The 22337-nt window shown below is 66.8% G+C and carries 21 protein-coding genes and 1 tRNA gene; 13 read left to right on the plus strand and 9 right to left on the minus strand.

Translation table 11 applies throughout. The features are described 5' to 3' along the window. Window positions 1-40: 40 nt before the first annotated feature. Entirely contained in the window at window positions 41-892 is an 852-nt protein-coding gene (locus MRBLWH12_RS05665; protein WP_363547040.1) for an aldo/keto reductase, read from the plus strand. Window positions 893-909: 17 nt separating this feature from the next. Here the strand turns inward: MRBLWH12_RS05665 and MRBLWH12_RS05670 are convergent, their stop codons facing one another. The 3 genes from MRBLWH12_RS05670 to MRBLWH12_RS05680 form a co-directional block, all read right to left on the minus strand. Then, the gene (locus MRBLWH12_RS05670) at window positions 910-1797 is read right to left on the minus strand and encodes a TIGR01777 family oxidoreductase (protein WP_363547043.1); all 888 of its coding nucleotides are present in this window, start codon (window positions 1795-1797) and stop codon (window positions 910-912) included. 19 nt (window positions 1798-1816) lie between these two features. Next, window positions 1817-2383: a hypothetical protein gene (locus tag MRBLWH12_RS05675; RefSeq protein WP_363547046.1), complete on the minus strand. Its 567-nt coding sequence runs from the start codon at window positions 2381-2383 to the stop codon at window positions 1817-1819. A 73-nt stretch (window positions 2384-2456) separates the two neighbouring features. Further along, window positions 2457-2532, minus strand: a tRNA-Val gene (locus MRBLWH12_RS05680). A 153-nt stretch (window positions 2533-2685) separates the two neighbouring features. On the opposite strand from MRBLWH12_RS05680, the gene aceE reads away from it, so the two are divergent. The 6 genes from aceE to MRBLWH12_RS05710 all read left to right on the plus strand — a co-directional run bounded on the left by aceE (window position 2686) and on the right by MRBLWH12_RS05710 (window position 10311). Next, the gene (gene aceE / locus MRBLWH12_RS05685) at window positions 2686-5412 is read left to right on the plus strand and encodes a pyruvate dehydrogenase (acetyl-transferring), homodimeric type (protein WP_363547049.1); all 2727 of its coding nucleotides are present in this window, start codon (window positions 2686-2688) and stop codon (window positions 5410-5412) included. Window positions 5413-5443: 31 nt separating this feature from the next. After that, window positions 5444-6646, plus strand: a complete 1203-nt coding sequence (locus tag MRBLWH12_RS05690) for a PucR family transcriptional regulator (protein ID WP_341978407.1) — start codon at window positions 5444-5446, stop codon at window positions 6644-6646. 94 nt (window positions 6647-6740) lie between these two features. After that, window positions 6741-7661, plus strand: a complete 921-nt coding sequence (locus tag MRBLWH12_RS05695; protein WP_363547052.1) for an ACP S-malonyltransferase — start codon at window positions 6741-6743, stop codon at window positions 7659-7661. Beyond that, window positions 7658-8659 (plus strand): beta-ketoacyl-ACP synthase III, encoded by a 1002-nt coding sequence (locus MRBLWH12_RS05700; RefSeq protein ID WP_341974566.1) that lies wholly within the window; start codon window positions 7658-7660, stop codon window positions 8657-8659. Before MRBLWH12_RS05695 ends, MRBLWH12_RS05700 begins: the two co-directional genes overlap by 4 nt. Before the next feature lie 67 nt (window positions 8660-8726). Then, on the plus strand, window positions 8727-8975 hold the full coding sequence (locus MRBLWH12_RS05705) for an acyl carrier protein (RefSeq protein WP_102192880.1): 249 nt from the start codon (window positions 8727-8729) through the stop codon (window positions 8973-8975). A 97-nt stretch (window positions 8976-9072) separates the two neighbouring features. After that, complete coding sequence (locus tag MRBLWH12_RS05710) at window positions 9073-10311, plus strand: beta-ketoacyl-[acyl-carrier-protein] synthase family protein (RefSeq protein WP_341974564.1); 1239 nt, start codon at window positions 9073-9075, stop codon at window positions 10309-10311. 69 nt (window positions 10312-10380) lie between these two features. Here MRBLWH12_RS05710 and MRBLWH12_RS05715 read toward each other — a convergent pair whose 3' ends face one another. Further along, on the minus strand, window positions 10381-11046 hold the full coding sequence (locus MRBLWH12_RS05715; RefSeq protein ID WP_363547057.1) for a YczE/YyaS/YitT family protein: 666 nt from the start codon (window positions 11044-11046) through the stop codon (window positions 10381-10383). A 95-nt stretch (window positions 11047-11141) separates the two neighbouring features. On the opposite strand from MRBLWH12_RS05715, the gene MRBLWH12_RS05720 reads away from it, so the two are divergent. Beyond that, window positions 11142-12545, plus strand: a complete 1404-nt coding sequence (locus MRBLWH12_RS05720) for a PLP-dependent aminotransferase family protein (protein WP_363547060.1) — start codon at window positions 11142-11144, stop codon at window positions 12543-12545. Window positions 12546-12698: 153 nt separating this feature from the next. Here MRBLWH12_RS05720 and MRBLWH12_RS05725 read toward each other — a convergent pair whose 3' ends face one another. Both MRBLWH12_RS05725 and MRBLWH12_RS05730 read right to left on the minus strand, forming a co-directional pair. Continuing rightward, window positions 12699-13202 carry a DUF3145 domain-containing protein gene (locus MRBLWH12_RS05725; protein ID WP_341974560.1) on the minus strand — a complete coding sequence of 168 codons (504 nt, stop codon included), beginning with the start codon at window positions 13200-13202 and terminating at the stop codon, window positions 12699-12701. Between the two features lie 171 nt (window positions 13203-13373). After that, entirely contained in the window at window positions 13374-14147 is a 774-nt protein-coding gene (locus tag MRBLWH12_RS05730) for a hypothetical protein (protein WP_363547063.1), read from the minus strand. A gap of 175 nt (window positions 14148-14322) precedes the next feature. Here MRBLWH12_RS05730 and MRBLWH12_RS05735 point away from each other — a divergent pair, with 175 nt between their 5' ends. The 3 genes from MRBLWH12_RS05735 to MRBLWH12_RS05745 all read left to right on the plus strand — a co-directional run bounded on the left by MRBLWH12_RS05735 (window position 14323) and on the right by MRBLWH12_RS05745 (window position 17957). Continuing rightward, the gene (locus MRBLWH12_RS05735) at window positions 14323-16326 is read left to right on the plus strand and encodes a DUF262 domain-containing protein (protein WP_363547066.1); all 2004 of its coding nucleotides are present in this window, start codon (window positions 14323-14325) and stop codon (window positions 16324-16326) included. A gap of 70 nt (window positions 16327-16396) precedes the next feature. After that, the gene (locus MRBLWH12_RS05740) at window positions 16397-17620 is read left to right on the plus strand and encodes an alpha/beta fold hydrolase (protein ID WP_363551308.1); all 1224 of its coding nucleotides are present in this window, start codon (window positions 16397-16399) and stop codon (window positions 17618-17620) included. A 55-nt stretch (window positions 17621-17675) separates the two neighbouring features. Continuing rightward, window positions 17676-17957: a hypothetical protein gene (locus MRBLWH12_RS05745; RefSeq protein WP_363547069.1), complete on the plus strand. Its 282-nt coding sequence runs from the start codon at window positions 17676-17678 to the stop codon at window positions 17955-17957. A gap of 54 nt (window positions 17958-18011) precedes the next feature. Here the strand turns inward: MRBLWH12_RS05745 and MRBLWH12_RS05750 are convergent, their stop codons facing one another. From MRBLWH12_RS05750 to glgA, 3 genes are all read right to left on the minus strand, one after another. Continuing rightward, window positions 18012-18266, minus strand: coding sequence for a type B 50S ribosomal protein L31 (locus MRBLWH12_RS05750; protein WP_341974556.1), 255 nt, complete (start codon window positions 18264-18266; stop codon window positions 18012-18014). Window positions 18267-18376: 110 nt separating this feature from the next. Beyond that, the gene (locus MRBLWH12_RS05755) at window positions 18377-19162 is read right to left on the minus strand and encodes an ABC transporter ATP-binding protein (protein ID WP_341974555.1); all 786 of its coding nucleotides are present in this window, start codon (window positions 19160-19162) and stop codon (window positions 18377-18379) included. A gap of 17 nt (window positions 19163-19179) precedes the next feature. Beyond that, on the minus strand, window positions 19180-20364 hold the full coding sequence (glgA, locus tag MRBLWH12_RS05760) for a glycogen synthase (RefSeq protein ID WP_363547073.1): 1185 nt from the start codon (window positions 20362-20364) through the stop codon (window positions 19180-19182). A gap of 46 nt (window positions 20365-20410) precedes the next feature. Here glgA and glgC point away from each other — a divergent pair, with 46 nt between their 5' ends. Together glgC and serB are read left to right on the plus strand one after the other, a co-directional pair. Continuing rightward, on the plus strand, window positions 20411-21655 hold the full coding sequence (gene glgC, locus MRBLWH12_RS05765; protein ID WP_363547076.1) for a glucose-1-phosphate adenylyltransferase: 1245 nt from the start codon (window positions 20411-20413) through the stop codon (window positions 21653-21655). 31 nt (window positions 21656-21686) lie between these two features. Further along, on the plus strand, window positions 21687-22322 hold the full coding sequence (gene serB / locus MRBLWH12_RS05770; RefSeq protein ID WP_363547078.1) for a phosphoserine phosphatase SerB: 636 nt from the start codon (window positions 21687-21689) through the stop codon (window positions 22320-22322). Window positions 22323-22337 lie beyond the last annotated feature (15 nt).

Genomic DNA, 22337 nt, shown 5'->3' on the forward strand with positions numbered 1-22337 from the left:
CCCAGCGTACGCTGAAGCCAGTCCGCCTCGAAGGAGCACCGTGAGCACTCAGCCCGTCACCGTCCCCCTGTTCGCCGCCCACAACGGCTTCGCTCTCCCCGCGATCGGCCTCGGGACATACCGCTTGAACGGCGAAGCCGGTGCGGCCGCAGTGGCCGGCGCCCTCGACGCCGGTTACCGACTCGTCGACTCCGCCTTCAACTACGAGAACGAAGGCGCCGTCGGTCAGGGCGTCAGGGATTCCGGAGTGGACCGAGGCGAGATCATCGTCACCACGAAACTCCCCGGTCGGCACCACCCCGCAGCGCGTGCCCGCACGAGTGTCGAAGAGAGCCGCTTCCGGCTCGGCGTCGGCGTCACCGATCTGCATCTCATCCACTGGCCGAATCCTGCGCAGGACGAGTACCTGCAGGCCTGGACGGCCCTCGTGGAGGCCCAGGAACGCGGCACCGTGCGCCAGATCGGCGTGTCCAACTTCCTGCCGGAGCACCTGGAGCGCATCGAGAACGAGACAGGGGTCCGCCCCGTTGTGAATCAGATCGAGGTGCATCCGTACTTCCCACAGGAGGAGCAGCTCGCGTACCACCGCGAACGCGGAATCCTCACCGAGGCATGGAGTCCGATCGGGCGAGGTCAAGACGTACTCGCCGAGCCGATCATCGGGGAGATCGCCTCGGCGCACGGCATCAGCCCTGCTCAGGCCGTGCTCGCGTGGCACATCGCACGGGGCACGGTGGCGATTCCGAAGGCCTCCTCGGTGGAGCACCAGGTCGCGAACCTCGCCGCGGCAGCCGTCGTCCTCGACGATGCCGAGGTCGCGGCGATCACGGCGCTGGGCAGGCCTGACGGACGACTGTTCAACGGGGACCCGGCGACGCACGAGGAGTCGTAGCAGGCCGTCGACCGTCGTCAGACCGCGGCGTCGACGGCCTCCTGCGCTGTCGCGTGCGTGAAGCGGAAGCCCGACTCCTCAAGAGCGGCCGGTCGCACGTCGGCGTCGGAGAGAAGCAGAGAATCCGCGGCCGCTCCGAGTCCGAAACGTAGCGCCCACGCGGGAGCGGGCAGCCAGAACCGCCGATTCATCTTTCGGGCCAGGGCGCGTCCGATGTCGTTCGCGGTGGCTGCTGTGGGTCCCGTCAGGTTGACCGGTCCGTCCAGCTGCTCGTCGATGACGTGCCGGATCGCCCGCACCTCGTCATCGAGCGAGATCCACGGCCAGACCTGGGTGCCCGTCCCAAGCGGGCCGGAGATGCCGAGCCTGGTGAGAGTGATCAGGGGCTTGAGCACGCCGCGTGGGTGGATGACGGGTGCGGTGCGCAACAGGGCGACACTGACGTCGTCGCCCGCGCGCCGTGCCTCATCCTCCCAGCGGACGCAGAGCTTCGCGAGGAAGGTGTCGCCGGCCGCAGAGCTCTCGTCGAGAACGGCGCTCGGCGCCGAGCCGTAATAGCCCACGGCAGACGCGGAGACGAAAGCCGGAGCATCGGCTCCCAGGGCGCGCAACGCGGTGGCGAGCGAGCCAGTGGCCTGCAGGCGGGAGCGGACGAGTTCTCGCCGGTAAGCCCGCGTCCACGGCAGTCGACCGACGCTGGCGCCACCGAACGCGACGACGGCGTCAGCCCCGGCGAGGACATCGGCGTGGAGCGGATGCTCCCCCGGTGCCCACTGGACTTCGGAATCATCACGCGGTGGGCGACGCACGAGTGTCGTCACTTCCGCGCCGTCGGCGCGCAACGAGTCTGAGAGCGCGGAGCCGATCAGGCCGGATGCTCCGCTGATGACAATGCGTCGTTTCATGGTGCTTCCTCCCGGTACGTCAGGACAGGTTCGACAGGGCAGTGAAGAAGTCGGATATCGCCCCGGCGCGGCCTGGGCGACCCAGCTTCTCGAAGATGGTGAGGGCGATCTCGTCCGTCGCATCCAGGTCGATGAGGTCGGTGCGCAGGTACTGATGCACGCCGTTCTGACGTCCCTTCGAGAACGTGACGATCAGGGAGCCGTCGCGGAGCACGTCGGCCTTGCTGCTCGAGGTGTGGCGCAAGACGTAGTGCCGGCCTCGGAGCTCGATCACGATGCTCTTGGTCGAACGCTTCCCGTCCGCCGCACCCGGCGTCAGAGTTCCGGTGTCACCGCTGCCGGTCAGGTCGAACGGCACAGGTCTTCGGGCGAACGTGAGCTGCGGCCCGTTGTCTTCGAACGCCTTGTTCGTCGTGGAGTTCATCCTGTCGGCGAAGGGTCCGGTGAAGGTCTCCGTCGGTTTGATCGGCACGCGAGCCTGTCGGGCACCGGCGGGGTCCAGCACGTCCATATGCGTACGGTCGTCGTCCACGACGACACGCCAGCCTGCGGAAGTCGGTCGGAGCCAGAGCGGGATTTCAGTCACCGTTCGATCCTCGCAGGTGCAGCTCTGTCCGCACTCCCGGCGGAGCAGGCGATCTCAGTGCAACGAGGAACTGTGGTGGGCCCTGCCGGGATCGAACCGACGACATCCACGGTGTAAACGTGGCGCTCTACCAGCTGAGCTAAAGGCCCTGACCCGATCAGTCTATCCATGCCACAGTGATCCGCGTCGTCGTAGAAGAGGGCTAGGCTGATTCCGGCGTGCGTTGTGTCGAGTCGACAAGACTCCCCCGCGTCGCTTCCCGTTTCCCGGCGAGAACCGCCAGCTTGACGAAAGGCTCCACCGTGACCGTCCACGACCAGGATCCGTACTCCCAGGGCCCCCTCGACAGCGATCCGGAAGAGACCGGTGAGTGGCAGCAGTCGCTCGACGAGCTGGTGGACTCGAAGGGCCACGGACGTGGCCGCGAGATCATGCTCAGCCTTCTCAAGCGCTCGAAGGAGCTGCACCTCAACGTGCCGATGGTCCCGACCACGGACTACATCAACACCATCGCCTCGGAGAACGAGCCCGACTTCCCCGGCGATGAAGACGTCGAGCGCCGCTACCGCGCCTGGATGCGCTGGAACGCCGCTGTCATGGTGCACCGCGCGCAGCGTCCCGGCATCGGCGTCGGCGGCCACATCTCCACCTACGCATCGTCGGCCGCGCTCTACGAGGTCGGCTTCAACCACTTCTTCCGCGGTGCGGACAACCCCGGCGGCGCAGACCAGATCTTCGTCCAGGGTCACGCCTCCCCCGGAATCTACGCCCGCTCTTTCCTCGAGGGCCGGCTGAGCGAGGACAACCTCGACGGTTTCCGTCAGGAGCAGTCCCGCGCGCCGTTCGGCATCCCGTCCTACCCGCACCCGCGCCAGATGTCGGACTACTGGCAGTTCCCGACCGTGTCGATGGGCCTCGGCCCGATCAACGCGATCTACCAGGCCATGTCGAACAAGTACCTGGAGAACCGCGGCATCAAGGACACCTCCGCATCTCAGGTGTGGGCGTTCCTCGGCGACGGCGAGATGGACGAGGTCGAGAGCCGTGGTCAGCTCCAGGTCGCCGCAAACGAGGGCCTGGACAACCTGAACTTCGTGATCAACTGCAACCTGCAGCGCCTCGACGGCCCGGTCCGCGGCAACGGCAAGATCGTCCAGGAGCTGGAGTCGTTCTTCCGCGGCGCCGGCTGGAACGTCATCAAGGTGGTCTGGGGCCGCGAATGGGATGATCTGCTCGCACGCGACACCGAGGGTGCGCTGCTGAACATCATGAACGTCACTCCGGACGGCGACTACCAGACCTTCAAGACGGAGTCCGGCGCCTACATCCGCGAGCACTTCTTCGGCCGTGACGAGCGCGCTGCCGCCCTGGTCAAGGACTACACCGATGACCAGATCTGGCAGCTCAAGCGCGGTGGCCACGACTACCGCAAGGTGTACGCCGCGTACAAGGCCGCCGTCGAGCACAAGGGCCAGCCGACCGTCATCCTGGCGAAGACGGTCAAGGGCTACGGCCTGGGTCCGCACTTCGAGGGCCGCAACGCGACCCATCAGATGAAGAAGATGACGCTGGACAACCTCAAGACGTTCCGCGACACGATGCACATCCCGATCACGGATGCGCAGCTCGAGGAGAACCCGTACCTGCCCCCGTACTACAACCCGGGCGCTCAGGACGAGACCATCCAGTACATGCTGGAACGACGCAAGAACCTCGGCGGATACCTGCCGGAGCGCCGCTCCACGCATGTCGGGCTGTCGCTTCCGGATGACTCCGCGTACGCCCTCCCCAAGAAGGGCTCCGGCTCGCAGGAGATCGCCACGACGATGGCGTTCGTCCGACTGCTGAAGGACCTCCTGCGGTCCAAGGACTTCGGCCACCGCATCGTGCCGATCATCCCGGACGAGGCACGCACCTTCGGCATGGACGCGTACTTCCCGACGGCGAAGATCTACAACCCGAACGGCCAGCACTACACGTCGGTCGACCGTGAGCTGCTCCTCGCCTACAAGGAGAGCCCGCAGGGACAGATCATCCACGTCGGCATCAACGAAGCGGGCGCTCTCGCCGCCTTCACCGCGACCGGAACGTCGTACGCCACGCACGGCGAGCCGCTGATCCCGATCTACATCTTCTACTCGATGTTCGGCTTCCAGCGCACCGGCGACGCCCAGTGGGCTGCTGCCGACCAGATGGCCCGCGGATTCATCATGGGCGCCACTGCCGGCCGCACGACGCTCACCGGTGAGGGGCTGCAGCACGCGGACGGGCACTCGCACCTGCTCGCCTCGACGAACCCCGCCACGGTCTCCTACGACCCGGCGTACGGCTACGAGATCGCGCACATCGTGCGTACCGGACTCGAGCGCATGTACGGCGGGAACCACCCCGACCCGAACGTGATGTACTACATCACTCTCTACAACGAGCCGATCGTTCAGCCGGTTGAGCCGGAGAACGTCGATGTCGACGGCATCGTCCGCGGCATCCACCGCGTCTCCGAGGGCACCGGCGAAGGACACCGCGCGCAGCTGCTCGCCTCCGGCGTCGGTCTGCCGTGGGCGCTCGAAGCCCAGGAGCTGTTGAAGAACGACTGGGGTGTCGTCGCAGACGTCTGGTCGGTCACGTCGTGGACCGAGCTGCGCCGCGACGGCCTCGCCGCCGACGAGCACAACTTCCTGTACCCGAACGAGCAGCCGCGGACGGCCTACCTCACCGAGAAGCTGCGGGATGCTCAGGGACCGGTCGTCGCGGTCAGCGACTTCATGCACGCCGTGCAGGATCAGATCCGCCCGTGGGTGCCGCAGCGGTACGCGACGCTCGGAGCCGACACGTTCGGCTTCTCCGACACGCGCGCGGCAGCGCGTCGCTTCTTCAAGATCGACGGCCCGTCGATCGTGGTGCGCACGCTGCAGTCGCTTGCTGACGACGGCGTCGTCGATCGTTCGCTCGCCGCTCAGGCCATCGAGAAGTATCGACTGCACGACGTGAACGCCGGGACCAGCGGCAACGCGGGCGGCGAGAGCTGAGCTCTCGGTGACAGGTTCGTCCCGCACGGCCATGGACAAGGCCGCAACTCTCACCTGGCTGCGCCGGATCTCCGGCGACATCGCCTCGGTGACGATCAAGCGGCTCGAGGACACCCTCCCGTGGTACGCCGACATGCCACCGGCCCGCCGCTCTGCGGTCGGGCTGGTGGCTCAGGCCGGCATCACGTCGTTCATCCAGTGGTACGACGACCCGACCTCGACCCCCTGGATCGCGGCGGACATCTTCGCCGCGGCGCCGCGGGAGCTGTTGCGCAGCGTCAGCCTTCAGCAGACGCTGCAGCTGATCCGCGTGACGGTCGAAGTCACCGAGGAGCGCGTCGCCGGCAGGGGCGACAGCATCCGTGAGGCGATCCTGCTGTATTCACGCGACGTCGCTTTCGCCGCCGCCGACGTGTACGCCCGCGCCGCGGAAGCCCGCGGGCTCTGGGACGCCCGCCTCGAAGCGCTGGTCGTCGACTCGATCCTCACCGGTGAAGCCGATGAGGAGCTGCCCAGCCGGATCGCCGCTCTCGGCTGGCACGGTCACGGAGAGGTCGCCGTCCTCGTGGGCACGACTCCTCCGCAGTTCGACGTCGACCAGGTGCGCCGAACCGCCAGGAAGCTCGCTGTCGACGTGCTGATCGGGGTGCAGGGTTCCCGTCTCGTCCTCGTGCTCGGTCGCGCGCGCATCGCGGGGCACGAAAACGAGGAAGAAGACGACGAGCTGGCGTTCCTGGAGATCGCCGCCCGCCTGGAGCCGTTGTTCGGCCCTGGTTACGTCGTGCTCGGCCCCGCTGTCGCCGCTCTCGTGGATGCCAGCCAGAGCGCTCGCGCCGCACTCGCCGGTTTCGCGGTGGCCCGTGCCTGGCGGAGCGCCCCGCGCCCGGTCGAGGCCGACGATCTGCTCCCCGAGCGCGCCCTCGCCGGCGACCCGCTCGCGAAGCAGACCTTGATCGAACGCATCTTCCGCCCGCTGCAGGCGCATTCGACCGACCTCGTGACCACCCTGTGGAGCTACCTCGACAACGGCCGCTCCCTCGAGGCGACGGCCCGCGAGCTGTTCGTGCATCCGAACACGGTCCGGTACCGTCTCAAGCGCGTCAGCGAGGTCATCGGCTGGGACGCCACGGGGCCGCGCGAGGCGTTGATCCTGCAGACCGCACTGATCCTCGGTTCCATCGGCGCCGCCGATCAAGTACGGCGCCGTCCCGGGTTGCGCCGCACTCCGCGCTGAGACCCGCGGGTACTGTGCGCCACACACAAGGGTTTCTCGCAATCTTGTGATGGATCATCCACCGCTCGCCCCCGATCATTGGCAGACTGGGGGTGTGATTGTCGTCGTATGCCCAGGTCAGGGTTCGCAGACCCCCGGTTTCCTCTCTCCGTGGCTCGAGTTGGACGGTGCGGCCGAGCGCCTCGCCGGCTATTCCGAAGCCGCCGGCGTCGATCTGCACGAGCACGGCACCGTCTCGGATGCCGACACGATTCGTGACACGCGCGTCGCACAGCCGCTCATCGTCGCGGCATCACTGATCGCCGCAGACGCCCTGGCCGCCCGCGCCGGACGTTCGGCCGACGGCATCGCCGGTCACTCGGTCGGAGAGATCGCCGCACTCGTCGGCAGCGGGGTTCTCTCCGCCGAGACCGGAATGCGTCTGGTCGGCATCCGCGGCCGTGCGATGGCGGATGCCGCCGCCCAGACCCCGACCGGCATGAGCGCCGTCCTCGGTGGCGACGAACAGGCCGTGCTGGAACGACTCGCCGAACTGGACCTGTCCCCCGCGAACTACAACGGCGGTGGCCAACTCGTCGTCGCCGGCGCCCTCCCCGCGCTCGCCGCTCTCGCCGCGGAGCCGGTGAAGGGAACCCGCGTCATTGCGCTGCAGGTCGCTGGCGCGTTCCACACCGCGTACATGGCATCGGCCGTCGCCGCCCTCCGCGATGCCGTAGACACGGTCACGCCCGTCGATCCCCAGATCACTCTCTGGACGAATCGAGACGGTTCCGTGGTCAACAGCGGCGCCCAGGCTCTCGACTACCTCGTCGATCAGGTCTCCTCGCCGGTGCGCTGGGATCTGTGCATGGCGTCGTTCGCCGAGCAGGGCATCACCGGACTCATCGAACTCGCGCCCGCCGGCGCCCTGACGGGCCTCGCCAAGCGCGGCCTGCGCGGTGTGCCGACGGTCGCCGTGAAGACCCCCGAAGACCTCGATGCGGCCGTCGCGCTGCTGAATGGAGAAGCCGCATGAGCCCGACGCTGACTCAGATCACGGGTCCCGCGTTCACGCGGATCTACTCCTTCGGCGCGGCTCGCGGCGAGATCGCCGTGCCGAACGACGACCTCGTCGGCCCGATCGATTCCAGCGACGAGTGGATCCAGCAGCGCACCGGCATCATCACGCGCACCCGTGCGGTCAAGGAGACCGATGCGATCGATCTCGCGACCGCCGCTGCGACGGAGGCGATCGAGAAGGCCGGAGTTCCCGCCGACCAGATCGACCTGGTGATCGTCGCCACCATCAGCAACCCCAAGCAGACTCCCTCGGTGTCCGCCATCGTCGCTGATCGCGTCGGATCGAACCCGGCGGCCGCCTATGACATCAACGCCGCGTGCGCCGGTTACGCCTACGCAGTGACGCAGGCCGACGCGCTCATCCGGGCCGGGGCCGCTCGCTATGCCCTGGTCATCGGCACCGAGAAGCTGTCCGACGTGGTCGACCCGACCGATCGCAGCATTTCGTTCCTCCTCGGCGACGGCGCCGGCGCCGCCCTCATCGGCCCCAGCGACACACCGGGAATCGCCCCGGCCGTATGGGGGTCCGACGGCTCCAAGGCGGATGCCGTCGGCATGAACCACACCCTCACGGACTTCCGCGACGGCGTCGCGCCATGGCCCACCCTGCGTCAAGAAGGACCAACGGTGTTCCGCTGGGCGGTGTGGGAGATGGCGAAGGTCGCCCGCCAGGCGCTGGAGAAGGCCGGGATCGAGGCATCCGACCTTGCAGCCTTCATCCCGCATCAGGCCAACCTGCGCATCATCGACGAGTTCGCCAAGCAGCTGAAGCTGCCGGAGACCACGGTCATCGCGCGCGACATCGAGACGACGGGCAACACCTCGGCGGCCTCCATCCCGCTGGCGAGCCACCGCCTGATGGCCGAGCACCCCGAGCTGTCCGGCGGGTTGGCGCTGCAGATCGGCTTCGGCGCCGGACTCGTGTTCGCCGCACAGGTCGTCGTCCTCCCCTGAGAACGCCCGACCTTCTCTAGACTGTTCCACGGTTCCGAATACAACCCGCAAGAAAGAGGAAGACCACATGGCTTTCACCAACGATGAGGTCCTCGCTGGCCTCGCAGAGCTCATCACCGACGAGACCGGCATCTCCGCAGACGAGGTCGCACTCGAGAAGTCGTTCACCGACGACCTCGACATCGACTCGATCTCGATGATGACGATCGTCGTCAATGCCGAGGAGAAGTTCGGCGTCACCATCCCCGACGACGAGGTCAAGAACCTCAAGACCGTCGGCGATGCTGTGAACTTCATCGTCGCGGGCCAGGAGTAATACTGCAGGATGCCACCTCCGCCCTGCGCGGGGTGGCATCCTTCCTGCCTCCCCTCGACATCCGCTCGACACCCGTTCGACAAGGAACCACACCCCCATGACCAAGCGCATCGTCGTCACCGGCATCGGCGCCACCTCCGCCATCGGCGGTACGGCACCGGAGAACTGGACCAACCTGCTCGCCGGGATGTCCGGCACCCGCACCCTCGAGCACGACTGGGTGCAGAAGTATGAGCTTCCGGTCACCTTCGCGGCCGAGGCGATGGTGCGTCCGGAGGAGATCCTCCCCCGCCACGAGGCCAAGCGCCTGGACCCGTCTTCCCAGTTCGCGCTGATCGCCGCCCGCGAGGCGTGGGAAGACGCCGGATCCCCCGAAGTCGCGCCAGAGCGTCTCGGCGTCGACTTCGCCACCGGCATCGGCGGACTGTGGACGCTGCTGGACGCCTGGGACACGCTCAGGGAGAAGGGCCCCCGACGCGTGATGCCGCTGACGGTCCCGATGCTGATGGCGAACGCCGCAGCCGGCAACCTGTCGCTGCAGTTCCATGCCCGCGCGTACGCGCAGACCGTGGTCAGCGCCTGCGCCTCCAGCACCGAGTCGCTCATCCATGCTTTCCACCATCTTCAGGACGGTCTCGCGGACGTCGTGATCGCCGGTGGCGCCGAGTCGGCGATCCACCCGATCACGATGGCGTCCTTCGCTTCGGCGCAGGCCCTCTCGCGCCGCAATGATGACCCCGCGACCGCCTCGCGCCCCGGTGCGATCGACCGTGACGGCTTCGTCATGGGCGAAGGCGCCGCCGTGCTGATCCTCGAGACCGAAGAGCACGCCAAGGCGCGCGGCGCGAAGATCTACGCCTACCTCGTCGGCGGCGGCATCACGGCCGATTCGTACCACATCACCGGCAACGACCCCGAGGGCTGGGGCGCGGCGCGCGCCGTCACGCAGGCTCTGGAAGAGGCCGGAGCCAGCGCCGACCAGGTGACTCACATCAACGCCCACGCGACCTCGACGCCCGTCGGTGACCCGAACGAGTACGTCGCGCTGAAGCGCGTGTTCGGCGACCGGATCGACGAGATCCCGGTCTCGGCGACCAAGGCCTCCACCGGCCACCTCCTCGGCGGAACAGGCGCGCTGGAGGCCATCTTCACGATCCTCGCTCTTCGCGATCGTGTCGCACCGCCGACGATCAACATGACCGAACAGGACCCTGCCGTTCCGTTCCGTCTGTCCGGAGAAGCGCAGCCTCTGGGCGACGGCCCGCAGCTCGCCATCAGCAACTCGTTCGGCTTCGGCGGCCACAACGCCGTCGTCGCGTTCGCGAGCGCCGACTGACCGACGTGCATACGACGAAGGCCCCGGGAATCGCTCCCGGGGCCTTCGTCGTTCTTGCCGTCGTCGGTCTCAGTACGAATCAGCGGGAACGAGCCGACGCGATCGTTGCTCGCCGAGCCGGGTGATCCTCGGCAGGAACCATCCGATGAGCGGCCCGACGCCCAGGGCGAAGAGCACCGTGCCGACGCCCACGGGGCCGCCCAGCAGGAAGCCGACGAGGAGGACGCTGCCTTCGATCAACGTGCGCACGATCCACACCTTCCACCCGGTGACCCGGACGAGTCCGGTCATCAACCCGTCACGCGGGCCGGGACCGAAGCTCGCGGCGATGTAGAGCCCGGTGGCGAACGCGAGCAGCACGAGTCCGAGAACGAAGAGCGGCGCCCCGACCCACACCGAGGGCACCGGCGGGAGCAGCCACAGCGTGAGATCGGCGCTCGGGCCGACGAGAAGGGCGTTGAGCACCGTTCCCAGACCGAGGCGTTGGCGCAGCGGGATCCACAGCAGAAGAACTGCGACGGCGACGAGATTCGTGATGAGTCCGTACCCGAGTCCGGTCTGACCGGAGATGCCCAAGGAGAGCACGTCCCACGGCGCGACGCCGATGCCACCACGGAGCATCAGTCCGAGCGCGACTCCATAGAGGAAGAGTCCGACCAGGAGCTGGAGGATCCTCTCGACGAGGTCGCGCCGGCTGCTGGCGACGACAGGAAGGAAGACGGTACGCAAGAGCATTCTCCTATCGTGCCGCTCTTGGGGGTGACGATTCCCGGACCACTCGATGCAAAGTGGTCTGATCATCTCGTGCCACTTTCCGGCAGACTGTAGGCATGGGATCACGATTGGTCGAGCTGCTGGGCGCGCAGCACGTAGCAGGGTCCAGCGCGTCGCGTCTGTCGGATCAGATCCGCGCGCTGATCCTCGACGGGCGCCTGACCGTGGGAGAACGACTGCCCAGTGAGCGCTCTCTCGCCCTGGAACTGCGCCGATCTCGATCCACGATCACCCGCGCGTACGACACGCTCGACGTCGAACGCTACGTGGACCGCGTTCATGGCGGTGGCACGCGGGTCCCCCTTCCTGGCAGCCATCTCTCACCTGGCCCGGCCGTCGGCGACGAGGCGATCGACATGTCCATCGCCTCGATGGATTCGACTCCGGGTCTCTACGATGCGACCGTCCGCTCGCTGCCTCAACTGGCGGCGCTCCGGGGATCGAGCGGATATCTCCTGCAGGGGCTACCCGAACTGCGCGAGGCCGTGGCACGGCGCTTCACGGAACGCGGCGCGCCCACCTCATCGGACGAGATCGTCATCACGGCCGGCGCCATGCACGCTCTCAACCTCGTACTGACGACGATCGGGCGGCGCGGCGACCGTGCGCTCATCGAACAGCCGACGTTCCCCCACGCGATCGAGGCCCTCCGTCGCCACGGATATCGCATGCAGGCCACACCCGTGGAGGTCGACGGGTGGGACGCGGGGCACGTCACGGACATCCTCCTCAGCGCCAGGCCGCAGGCGGCGTATCTGATCCCCGACTTCCACAACCCCACCGGGGCCACGATGACGGATGCTGCGAGAGAGGTCATCGCGACGACCGCACGCAGCGCGGGAACGCTCCTGATCGTCGACGAGACGACAGCGGAACTCGACATCGACCGGGGTTGGTCCCCGAAGCCGATAGCTGCGTTCAGCCCCGACATCATCACGATCGGATCGATGTCGAAGCTGGCGTGGGGCGGTCTGCGCATCGGCTGGATCCGCGCAGATCGACGCCTCGTCGCCCGCCTCCTGGCCGTGCGCTCCTCCTACGACCTCGGCACCGCGTTGCTGGAGCAGTGCATCGCGGCAGAGCTGCTGACCGACCTGCCGTCGCTGAAGGCCCATGTCCGCGCGCGGCTGAGCGCGGGGCGAGCCGCTGTGGCTGATGCCCTGGAGGGTTTCGACGGGATCCGGATGCCACGCACACCGGGTGGACTCTCGGCGTGGGTGGACCTCGGGGCGCCTGTGTCGACGGCGTTGTCTCTCGCAGCCCGCGATCGCCAGCTGATCCTGCCGCCCGGCCCTCGCTTCGCAACAGGCGGTGTTCTCGAGCGCAAGGTGAGGATCCCGATCTCGTTTCCCCCGAAGCAGGCTGCAGAAGCCATGGAGCGGCTTCACCTCGCCTGGGATCACATCTCTCAGAGCGATGCGACGGCGATCGGGGAATTGCCCCGCACGGCAGTGGTCTGATGACGATGATGAGGACCCCGCCCCTTCTGGGGCGGGGTCCTCATCATGCGGAGTGGGGATACGATTTCTCAGCGTCCGGGATGATTCACCGGCATCCGATACTCACGCCTCCCCCGCCCCGAGTCTTGGGGCCAGTCCATCGCTGTCGCGGGACTAGCCCACTTTGTGGAGCCAGACGACGCGTGCATCGTCGCTGGCGTGGCGGAACGGCTCCAGTTCTTCGTCCCACACGGAGCCGAGGGCGACATCGAGCTCACGCTGGAGTTCGATCGCGCTGCCGGCGGCGATCTCCATCGCATACCGGATGCGGTCTTCCCCGATGACGATGTTGCCGGCTGCATCGGTCTGCGCGTAGTGGATGCCGAGGTCTGGCGTGTGCAACCAGCGTCCGCCGTCACTGCGCGGGGTGGGGTCCTCGGTGACTTCGAAGCGCAGATGCTCCCAGCCGCGGATGGCCGTCGCGAGCACAGCGCCCGTGCCGACAGGGCCGTCCCAGTAGAACTCCGCGCGCTGGGCGCCTTCGAGGACGGGCTGCTCAGCCCAGTCGAAGTTCACTGCTCTACCAATAGCGCGACCCACCGCCCATTCGAGGTGCGGGCAGAGCGCGCGTGGTGCGGAGTGGATATACACCACTCCGCGTGCGTAAGCCGTCGCCATGATCTCTCCGTTTCATCAGGTGCGTCTTCCCCAACGACCTGAGCCAACGAAGTGGCGAGAATATGCGGTTATGCGCCCATTCTCGCCCAGTCGGGCGGAAATCACAAGCATGTGATTCATACGACGGAAGCCCCGGTCTCGCGACCGGGGCTTCCGAGTGCAGAACGAGGGTCAGGCCTCGCTCATCGCGAGCTTCACCTGCTGGCCCTTCGCCGCGTAGTAGGCGGCGCGGGCGGCATCCTTGCGTGCCTGCTCGATGTAACCGGCCTCGAGGACCTCCTGCGGAACCTCGACATTGGGGACGTCGTCGGTGCCGTTGTACTTCTCGATGTAGGCGTCGAGCTCGGGGCCGGACGTCCACGAGGTGATCAGGTTGTAGCGCGGCTCGGTGCCGACGTGGGTCGCCGCGTGCCAGAGGCGCTGCGTGTCGATGATCAGCTGCGCGCCGGCCGGGAGGGCAATGCGGTACTCGATGCTCGGATCGGTGCGGTTCTCACGCAGGACGAAGAAGCTGTCCTTGTCATCGGTGAGGTTGAAGAAACCGCGCACGACCCAGCCGGTGCCGTCCGGGTTCAGACGGTTGTTGTCGTCCTGGTGCAGGTTGTAGAGGCACTCACCGTAGGGAGTCGGCTGCAGTTCGATGACCCGGCAACGGCCGACGTTCGCGCCCGGCTCCTGTGCGCGGCGCGCCAGGTTCGGGGCCTTGGCGACCTGCGAGTCGATCCAGACGCCGTCCTTGTCGGTGCGCGGCGGCTTGTGGTTCCAGAAGCCGTTGCACTCGATGTCGCCGAAGGCGCTGGCGAGCGGCGCGAAACGCGTATCGCCGGATGACTTCCAGTCGTTGTACTCGATGTCCAGCCACTCTTTGGGGTCGAGGTCCTGGTTGTAGCTGTCGAGTACGACGAAGCCCTTTTCTTCGAGGGCAGCGGATTTGATGTAACCCATGATCTGAATCATGTCCTTTCATCGGGGGCCAGCACGTTTTAACAGGCCCTGATAAGGCAAGCCTAACAGCGAAGCCCGCGCGTTCCCCGGAGGTCGCCGTGCACAAGCGAATAGACTGATCGGGGCACCAGGCGAGTCCTCGGCGCCCGGCACTACGGGAGGACGAGACACCAGCATGAGCACTGCGACCAACGTCGAGGCGACAGCAGTCAACACGATCGAATGGCTCGCAGCGGGCTCCACGACGATCGTCGTGCCGGTGTATCAGAGGCAGTACCGATGGGACATCGGCGGTTGCGAGCAGCTGCTCACCGACATCCGTGCAGTGGCAGGCGAAGACGACGCGCATCGGCATTTCATCGGCTCCATCCTCTCTGCCGAGAGCCCGGCGGATGCCGAGACCGACCTGATCCTCATCGATGGCCAGCAGCGCATCACCACCGTGATGCTTCTGGTCGCGGCCCTCCACCACTCGATCAAGGGCTCCGATCCGGCGCTGGCCGCCGAACTCGAGCGCGTGCTGGTCCGGCAGGACGACCCCTCGCGCACCAAACTGCGTCCACACGATGCCTGGGCCGAGCTGTACGAGTCGGTGGTGCTGGACCGCCGGGGCGATACCGATCGCGAGTCGCGCTTCGACGACAACTACGCCTTCTTCCGCAGTCAGGTGCACGTCGAAGACGTGCCGCAGATCTGGCGTGGGCTGCAGAAGCTCGAGCACGTCTCGATCACTCTCGGAACCGCCGCGAACGCTCAGCAGATCTTCGAGAGCCTGAACTCCACGGGTGAGCCGCTCCGGGATCACGAACTCATCCACAACTACATCCTGATGGGACTCACGCACACCGAGCAGCTCGACGTCGAGGAACGCTTCTGGTTGCCGATCGAGCAGCACACCGGTCAGGCGATCGGTGCGTTCTGGCGGCACTACCTGGTCATGACCACCGGACGCGAAGTCGCAGCGAGCGGCGAGCACGGCGTGTACAGCGCGTTCCGGCAGTCGTTCCCTCGTGTCGACCTCGAGCACCTCCAGGCGGATGCCGGGATCTGGCGGCACTACGCGGAGATCTACGGCATCCTGCTGGATCCTTCGCTGGAGCACGATCCCGAGGTCGCCCGGCAGCTTCGGTACGTGAACACGTTCGGCCGCGCCGGGTACCCGCTGGTGATGAACGTCTACAGCGACTACGTCCGCGGAGTCGTCGGTCGCGACGAGCTGATCCGGACGCTGGAGTGGATTCAGGCCCTCTACCTGCGACGAACCCTGGTGAACCTGCCGAACGAGCGCCTCATCGCCCGGCTGTGCCGCGCGCGCATCGAGGGCCGCGAGTCGCTGATGCGCGCCTTCTCCCGGATCACCCCCTCGGACGAGCGAGTGAGCGCCGTGCTGAAGTACAGCGAGCTCCCGTACGCCGCCTACGTGCTGGGCCGACTCGAAGGCGTCGACGATCCCGCGGATTACGACGTCGAGCACATCGCGCCGGCGGCGCCGGGCGATTCCTGGTCCGGTGACGGCGTCCGACCGTGGAGCGAGTTCACCGACGACGAGCAGAACAGCCATCGCGCGCTCGCACCGACTCTCGGAAACCTCACGCTTCTCGAGCAGCCGCTCGCACAGAGGGTGTTCGGAGCGTCGTACCCCGTCAAGCGGGCCGAGGCCTATGCGCGCAGTTCGGTGCCCGCGACCCGAGAACTCGGAGGGGTCGCTTCCTGGGGCACTGCGGCGATCACGGGGCGTACCGTGCAGCTCACTGCAGAGCTCTTGCAGATCTGGGCGCGCCCGGAACTCCCCGAGATCGACGACGACGGCCTGACCCCGATTCTCGATGCCGTCCGCAGGCGTGGATGGCCCGCCGGATGGGACCGGGAGTTCGATTACGTGGAGTACCGCGGCGAACGCTGGGAGGTCTTCGACGTCAAGCACCTCTTCAACCGGGTGCTCCGCAGAGCCTGGACCGACACCAGAGAAGCGGCGGTGGCGTACTGCGCGCGCCACGGCGGGCCGATCTACGACGCGATGGCATGGAAGGGACAGTGGGATGAGCTCGACGAGTCGCATTTCCTCTACATGGGCTGGGACTCCAACTACATGATGAGCGCGGTGCAGGGAGTGCTCGAGGAGTCCGGACTCGCGCCCGAGGTCTTCGTCAAGTACTCCTACATCGCCGACGTGATGTAGGTTCCTCGGACGAATGCGCGCGCTCGGCCGACGATATGCTCGAAGTGTGAGCACCGTTGCCCGTCGCATTATGGACCTGACCATCGAAGAGCACACGCTCACCGTCCCTCTGGTCTGGTCGGATCCGGCCGACAGCCGCACGATCGACGTCTTCGCCTCTGTGGTGTCGCGCGACGGCGGAGAGGCCCTCCCGTATCTGGTGTTCCTCCAGGGCGGGCCCGGATTCGAGGCTCCGCGACCCTTCCATTCCTCCACGTCGCCGGCGTGGCTCGACGAGGCTCTGGCCCACTACCGCGTGGTCCTGCTGGATCAGCGCGGTACCGGACGCTCGACCCCCGTGAGCGATGCCGACCTCGAGCAGGGCAGCGCGGCGGTGGCCGAGTATCTGACTCATCTGCGCGCGGACTCGATCGTGCGCGACTGCGAGGCGATGCGACAGCACCTGGGGGCTGCGACCTGGACCGTGCTGGGTCAGTCCTTCGGCGGATTCACGACTCTCGCCTACCTCTCCACCGACGCCGCATCCCTCGAGCACGTCTTCATCACCGGGGGCCTGAGCGCCATCGGCCGGCATCCCGATGACACCTATGCGCTCTGCTACGACAAGATGCGCGCAGCATCCGAGCAGTACTACCGGCGGTTCCCTGAGCACCGCGATGCGATGCGCCGCCTGGTCGACCACGCGGATGCCGGGCGGATCACCCTTCCGGACGGCGAGATCGTCTCGGTGTCACGCCTGCGTTCCCTTGGCTCGGCGCTGGGAACGAACGAGGGCTGGCAGACCGTCTGGTCGTTGCTGGAGCTCGACCCCGGATCGAATGCGTTCCGCCACGATCTGATGCATGCGATGCCGTACACCGGCCGCAATCCGCTGTATTTCGCGTTTCACGAATCCAGCTATGCCGACGGTCACGCCACTCGCTGGTCGGCCGAGCGCACCGAGCCGAGCGACTTCGCCGCCGACCCGACGCTGTTCACCGGCGAGCACATCCGCCGCGAATGGACCGAGACCGTGCCGGCCTTCCAGCCGTGGCGTGACGTCGCTCTGGAGCTCGCCGAGTTCGAGTGGCCGCGCGTGTACGACGCCACGGCGATCGCGGCATCCGATGCCACCGGCGCCGCTGCCGTCTATGTGAACGACGTCTACGTGCCGATGGAGTACTCGCTGGAAACGGCGCGGCTGCTGCCCGGCGTACGTCTGTGGGTCACCAGCGAGCACGAGCACAACGGTCTGCGTTCCGGCCCCGTGCTCTCGCACCTCATCGACCTCGTGCAGGACCGGCGCATCCGGTGATCAGATCCCTCGCACCGGGGATGCCACGGCGGTGCGAGCGGCGTACGGTGGCCTCATGAAGGACGTGGTCGGTTGGCTCTACGTCGCCGTGGTCGCTGGCATGGGACCCGGCCTGATCGTGTTCGCTATCGTCCGCACTCTCTCGAAGAAACCGGTCGAAGAGAAGTACGACGGCACGGGCGGCGGGTTCGGCGGATCGTTCGACGCGATCTGGATGCCGTCGGCCTACGAGGCGGGCATGGAGCGCGACCGGCAGACGAAACGCACCGCCCCCGCCCCTTCTCCTGGCGACCCGCCGAGCAAGATCGAAGGCGACCGCATCACGATCGAACTCTGAACGGGACGACGAAGGCCCCGTGCTCCGAGGAGCACGGGGCCTTCGCGGCAATGATTACTTGGAGCCGCCGAAGCCCTTGAAGCGCTGGTTGAACTTCTCGACGCGACCGGCCGAGTCCATGATGCGCTGCTTGCCCGTGTAGAACGGGTGCGAGGCCGAGGAGATCTCGACGTCGATGACGGGGTAGACCACGCCTTCGAGTTCGATGGTCTTGTCGCTGGACACCGTGGAGCGGGTGAGGAAGGTCTCGCCCGAACCGAGGTCGCGGAACACGACAGCCTGGTAGTCGGGGTGAATGTCAGTCTTCATGGGATTCCTTACTTGGTGCCCTGGATTGTGCCAGGGCGCGGGAAGTCTGCGGTGCAGAGAGCACCAAGGTTCGAGTCTAGCAGTCCTTCGACGAGCTCAGAAACCCGAGCTCAGGACTGCGCGCGTGCGGCGTAGCGACCGTCTTCGCTGCTGAGGGTGATCGGCATGCCGAAGGTCTCCGTCAGCGTTTCGGCGGTGAGCGTGTCGGCGACGGGACCGGCCGAAACGACCTGACCGTCGCGCAGCAGCATCACATGTGTGAAACCGACGGGGATCTCTTCGACATGGTGCGTGACCATGAGCATCGCAGGCGTGGTGGGAGACGACGCGTACCCGCTGAGCAGGGCGAGCAGCTCCTCCCGGGAACCGAGGTCGAGCGACGCCGTCGGCTCGTCGAGGAGCAGGAGCTCGGGGTCGGTCATCACCGCGCGCGCGATCTGTACGCGCTTCTGCTCGCCGTCGCTCAGGGTCCCGAAGGTGCGGTCGGCGAGGTGCTCGAGACGCCAGTCGCCGAGAACGCGCAGTGCGCGGCGCTCATCGATGTCCTCGTAGTTCTCGTTCCAGCGTCCAAGCACCGAGTACGCGGCGGTGAGCACGGCGTTCAGCACTGTCTCGTCGCGCGGGACCCGCTTGGCCATCGCGGATGACGCGAAGCCGATGCGCGGACGCACCTCGAACACGTCGGTGCGGCCCAGGGTCTCCCCCAGCACCGTGACGGTTCCGGAGGTCGGGTGCATGAGCGTGTCGGCGAGCTGGAGCAGGGTCGTCTTGCCCGCCCCGTTCGGTCCGAGGATCACCCATCGCTGATCATCGGTGACCTGCCAGGTCACGTGATCGATGATGTTGCGCCCCTCGCGGCGCACGACGACGTCGGTGAGGTCCAGAGCGATCGGCATACCGCCAGCCTATCGGCTCAGGAGGTGAGCTCCGCGTAGAGCGCGCGCGTGGTGTCGGCGATCGCGGCCCAGCTGAAGTCCGTTCGAGCGCGCTCGCGCCCGGCCTCCCCATACGCCTTCGCCCGCTCCGAATCCGAGACCACTTCGGTGAGCACCGCCGCGAGGTCCGCGACATAACGCTCCGGATCGACCGGAGTGCCGGTGCCGTCCTGCACCTGCTCGATTGGCACCAGGCGACCGGTGATTCCGTCTGCGACGACCTCGGGGATGCCGCCCGTCGCCGTGCCGACGACGGCTGCCCCGCACGCCATCGCCTCGAGATTGACGATGCCCAGCGGCTCGTAGACGGACGGGCAGACGAACGTGGTCGCCGCCGTGAGGATGGCGGAGAGCTGCTCCCGCGGAAGCATCTTCTCGATCCAGATCACGCCGTCGCGAGTCTCCTGGAGCAGTCGGACGCCCTCCTGCACCTCGGCCATGATCTCCGGTGTGTCCGGCGCCCCGGCGCACAGGACGAGCTGAACCTCCGGCGGCAGCCGTCGAGCCGCCTGCAGCAGATACGGAAGACCTTTCTGCCTGGTGATGCGTCCGACGAAGACGACCGAAGGCCGATCCGGATCCATGCCGACGCTCTTCAGGAAGTCGGTGTCGTGCACGGGGTGCCAACGCTCGACGTCGATGCCGTTGTGGATCACCCGCACCCTCGCCGGGTCGACATTCGGGTAGCTGCGCAGGATGTCTGCCCGCATCCCGGCGCTCACGGCGATGACGGCCGCAGCGTTCTCGTATGCCAGCTTCTCGATGCCGCTGGACACGGCGTAACCGCCACCGAGTTGCTCCGCCTTCCAGGGGCGGAGCGGCTCCAGGCTGTGAGCGGTCAACACGTGAGGAATGCCGTGCAGCTGGGAGGCGAGGTGACCGGCGAAGTTCGCGTACCAGGTGTGGCTGTGCACGACATCCGCGTGCTCGATGGCCGCCACGATCTCCAGATCGGTGCCCAGAGTCTGCAGAGCCGCATTCGTGTCGGCCAGTTCCGTCGGCGTGCCATACGCATAGGTGTCGGCTTCGTCGCGCTTTTCACCGAAGGCGCGAACACGCACATCGATGCTCTCTCGAAGCGCGGCAACGAGCTCCGCGACATGCACGCCGGCACCGCCATAGATCGCAGGCGGATACTCCTTGGTGATCATCTCAACTCGCATGATCGAACGCTAGTACACGACGGGTTTTGCCCTCTAGGGTGGAGCCATGTCCGCTCCAAAGAAGGTCTTCGGGATCATCCTCGCCGGCGGCGAGGGCAAGCGCCTCATGCCACTCACGGCCGATCGCGCCAAGCCGGCAGTGCCGTTCGGCGGACAGTACCGATTGATCGATTTCGCGATCTCGAACCTGATCAATTCCGGGCTACGTCAGATCGTCGTCCTGACGCAGTACAAATCCCACAGCCTCGACCGACACATCTCGCAGACGTGGCGGATGTCGGCCCTGCTGGATTCGTATGTGACTTCCGTTCCGGCTCAGCAACGACTGGGCAAACGCTGGTTCTCCGGTTCCGCCGATGCGATTCTGCAGAGCCTCAACCTCATCAGCGACGAGAAGCCCGACATCGTCGTCGTGATCGGTGCCGATCACGTGTACCGGATGGACTTCCAGCAGATGCTGGATGCGCACATCGAATCGGGCGCGAAGGCGACGGTCGCCGGCATCCGCCAGCCTCTCGCCATGGCCAACCAATTCGGCGTGATCGACACGGATCCCGAGGATGCCGGGCGCATCAAGCGGTTCCTGGAGAAGCCCTCCGATGCCGTTGGTCTTCCGGATTCGCCGCACGAGGTGCTGGCGTCGATGGGTAACTACATCTTCGATGCCGACGCCCTCATCGAGGCGGTCGAAGTCGACGGCGAATCACCGACTTCCGGACACGACATGGGCGGCGACATCGTCCCCTACTTCGTGGATCGCGGCGAAGCCGGCTTCTACGACATGAAGCAGAACGACGTTCCTGGGTCCTCGCCGCGCGACCGCTCCTACTGGCGCGATGTCGGTACGATCGACTCGTTCTTCGATGCCCACATGGACCTCATCTCGGCGCTGCCGATCTTCAACCTGTACAACATGGACTGGCCGATCCACTCGCAGGCCGTCAATTCACCGCCAGCGAAGTTCGTGCGCGACTCCGTCGGGCGGATCGGTAACGCGATCGATTCCATCGTGTCTTTGGGATCTGTGCTCTCCGGAACGCATCTGGAACGCAGCGTTGTGGGTCCTTGGACGCTCGCGGCCGGCGGCTCGACGATCACGGACTCCGTGGTGTTCGACCACGTCCAGGTCGGCTCGGGGGCGCGGGTGCACCGAGCGATCCTCGACAAGAACGTCGTGCTGGCCGACGGCGCCACGGTCGGCGTCGATCGCGAACGCGACCTTGCGCGCGGTTTCACGGTCACCGATTCCGGGATCACGGTGGTCGGCAAGGGCGTCTTCATCGAACGCTGAGTCGGGCCGTGTTGGCACTACGCTCGATCGGGTGACCTCCGCGCGCTTCCTCGTCGTCCTCGATGCCGATTCCACCCTCATCCGCAACGAGGTGATCGAATTGCTCGCCGACGAAGCAGGTCGCGGCGCAGAGGTGCAGGCGGCGACCGAGGCGGCGATGCGCGGTGAGGTCGACTTCGCGGAGAGCCTGAGGTCGCGCGTCGCGGCACTCGCCGGAGTCCCCGTGGAGGCGTTCGCACGTGTCCTGGCACGCATCGAACCCACTCCAGGTGTGCGTGAACTGACCGCAGCCGTCCATAAGCGCGGCGGCGTCGTCGGTGTCGTCTCCGGCGGATTCCACGAGATCCTCGATCACGTGGCGCCGTCGCTCGGAGTGGATCGCTGGCGCGCCAACCGGCTGGACGTCGTCGACGGCGTGCTCACCGGGGCGGTCGACGGCGAGATCGTGGATGCTGCGGCGAAGGCCGCTTCTCTGCAGGAATGGGCTGCCGAACTCGGCGTCGCCCCGCACGCCACGCTGGCGATCGGCGACGGCGCGAACGACCTTCAGATGATGACGGTCGCCGGCCTCGGAATCGCCTTCAATGCGAAGCCCGCAGTCCGCGCCGCGGCCAGTCTGGTCATCCGCGACCAGGATCTTTCCGAAGTCATCCCACTGCTCCCCTAGCCCCTTCAGTCGCGG

This window comes from Microbacterium sp. LWH12-1.2, from assembly GCF_040675825.1.
Lineage (GTDB): Bacteria > Actinomycetota > Actinomycetes > Actinomycetales > Microbacteriaceae > Microbacterium.

Coding starts and splice junctions, on each gene's coding strand:
- MRBLWH12_RS05725 (WP_341974560.1), bottom strand. CDS start 13,202: ATGGCGACGGCTTACGCACGCGGAGTGGTGTATATCCACTCCGCACCA.
- MRBLWH12_RS05700 (WP_341974566.1), top strand. CDS start 7,658: ATGAGCCCGACGCTGACTCAGATCACGGGTCCCGCGTTCACGCGGATC.
- MRBLWH12_RS05705 (WP_102192880.1), top strand. CDS start 8,727: ATGGCTTTCACCAACGATGAGGTCCTCGCTGGCCTCGCAGAGCTCATC.
- MRBLWH12_RS05750 (WP_341974556.1), bottom strand. CDS start 18,266: ATGAAGACTGACATTCACCCCGACTACCAGGCTGTCGTGTTCCGCGAC.
- MRBLWH12_RS05690 (WP_341978407.1), top strand. CDS start 5,444: ATGGACAAGGCCGCAACTCTCACCTGGCTGCGCCGGATCTCCGGCGAC.
- MRBLWH12_RS05710 (WP_341974564.1), top strand. CDS start 9,073: ATGACCAAGCGCATCGTCGTCACCGGCATCGGCGCCACCTCCGCCATC.
- glgA (WP_363547073.1), bottom strand. CDS start 20,364: ATGCGAGTTGAGATGATCACCAAGGAGTATCCGCCTGCGATCTATGGC.
- MRBLWH12_RS05735 (WP_363547066.1), top strand. CDS start 14,323: ATGAGCACTGCGACCAACGTCGAGGCGACAGCAGTCAACACGATCGAA.
- MRBLWH12_RS05755 (WP_341974555.1), bottom strand. CDS start 19,162: ATGCCGATCGCTCTGGACCTCACCGACGTCGTCGTGCGCCGCGAGGGG.
- MRBLWH12_RS05730 (WP_363547063.1), bottom strand. CDS start 14,147: ATGGGTTACATCAAATCCGCTGCCCTCGAAGAAAAGGGCTTCGTCGTA.
- MRBLWH12_RS05715 (WP_363547057.1), bottom strand. CDS start 11,046: ATGCTCTTGCGTACCGTCTTCCTTCCTGTCGTCGCCAGCAGCCGGCGC.
- glgC (WP_363547076.1), top strand. CDS start 20,411: ATGTCCGCTCCAAAGAAGGTCTTCGGGATCATCCTCGCCGGCGGCGAG.
- MRBLWH12_RS05740 (WP_363551308.1), top strand. CDS start 16,397: ATGGACCTGACCATCGAAGAGCACACGCTCACCGTCCCTCTGGTCTGG.
- MRBLWH12_RS05720 (WP_363547060.1), top strand. CDS start 11,142: ATGGGATCACGATTGGTCGAGCTGCTGGGCGCGCAGCACGTAGCAGGG.
- MRBLWH12_RS05745 (WP_363547069.1), top strand. CDS start 17,676: ATGAAGGACGTGGTCGGTTGGCTCTACGTCGCCGTGGTCGCTGGCATG.
- MRBLWH12_RS05670 (WP_363547043.1), bottom strand. CDS start 1,797: ATGAAACGACGCATTGTCATCAGCGGAGCATCCGGCCTGATCGGCTCC.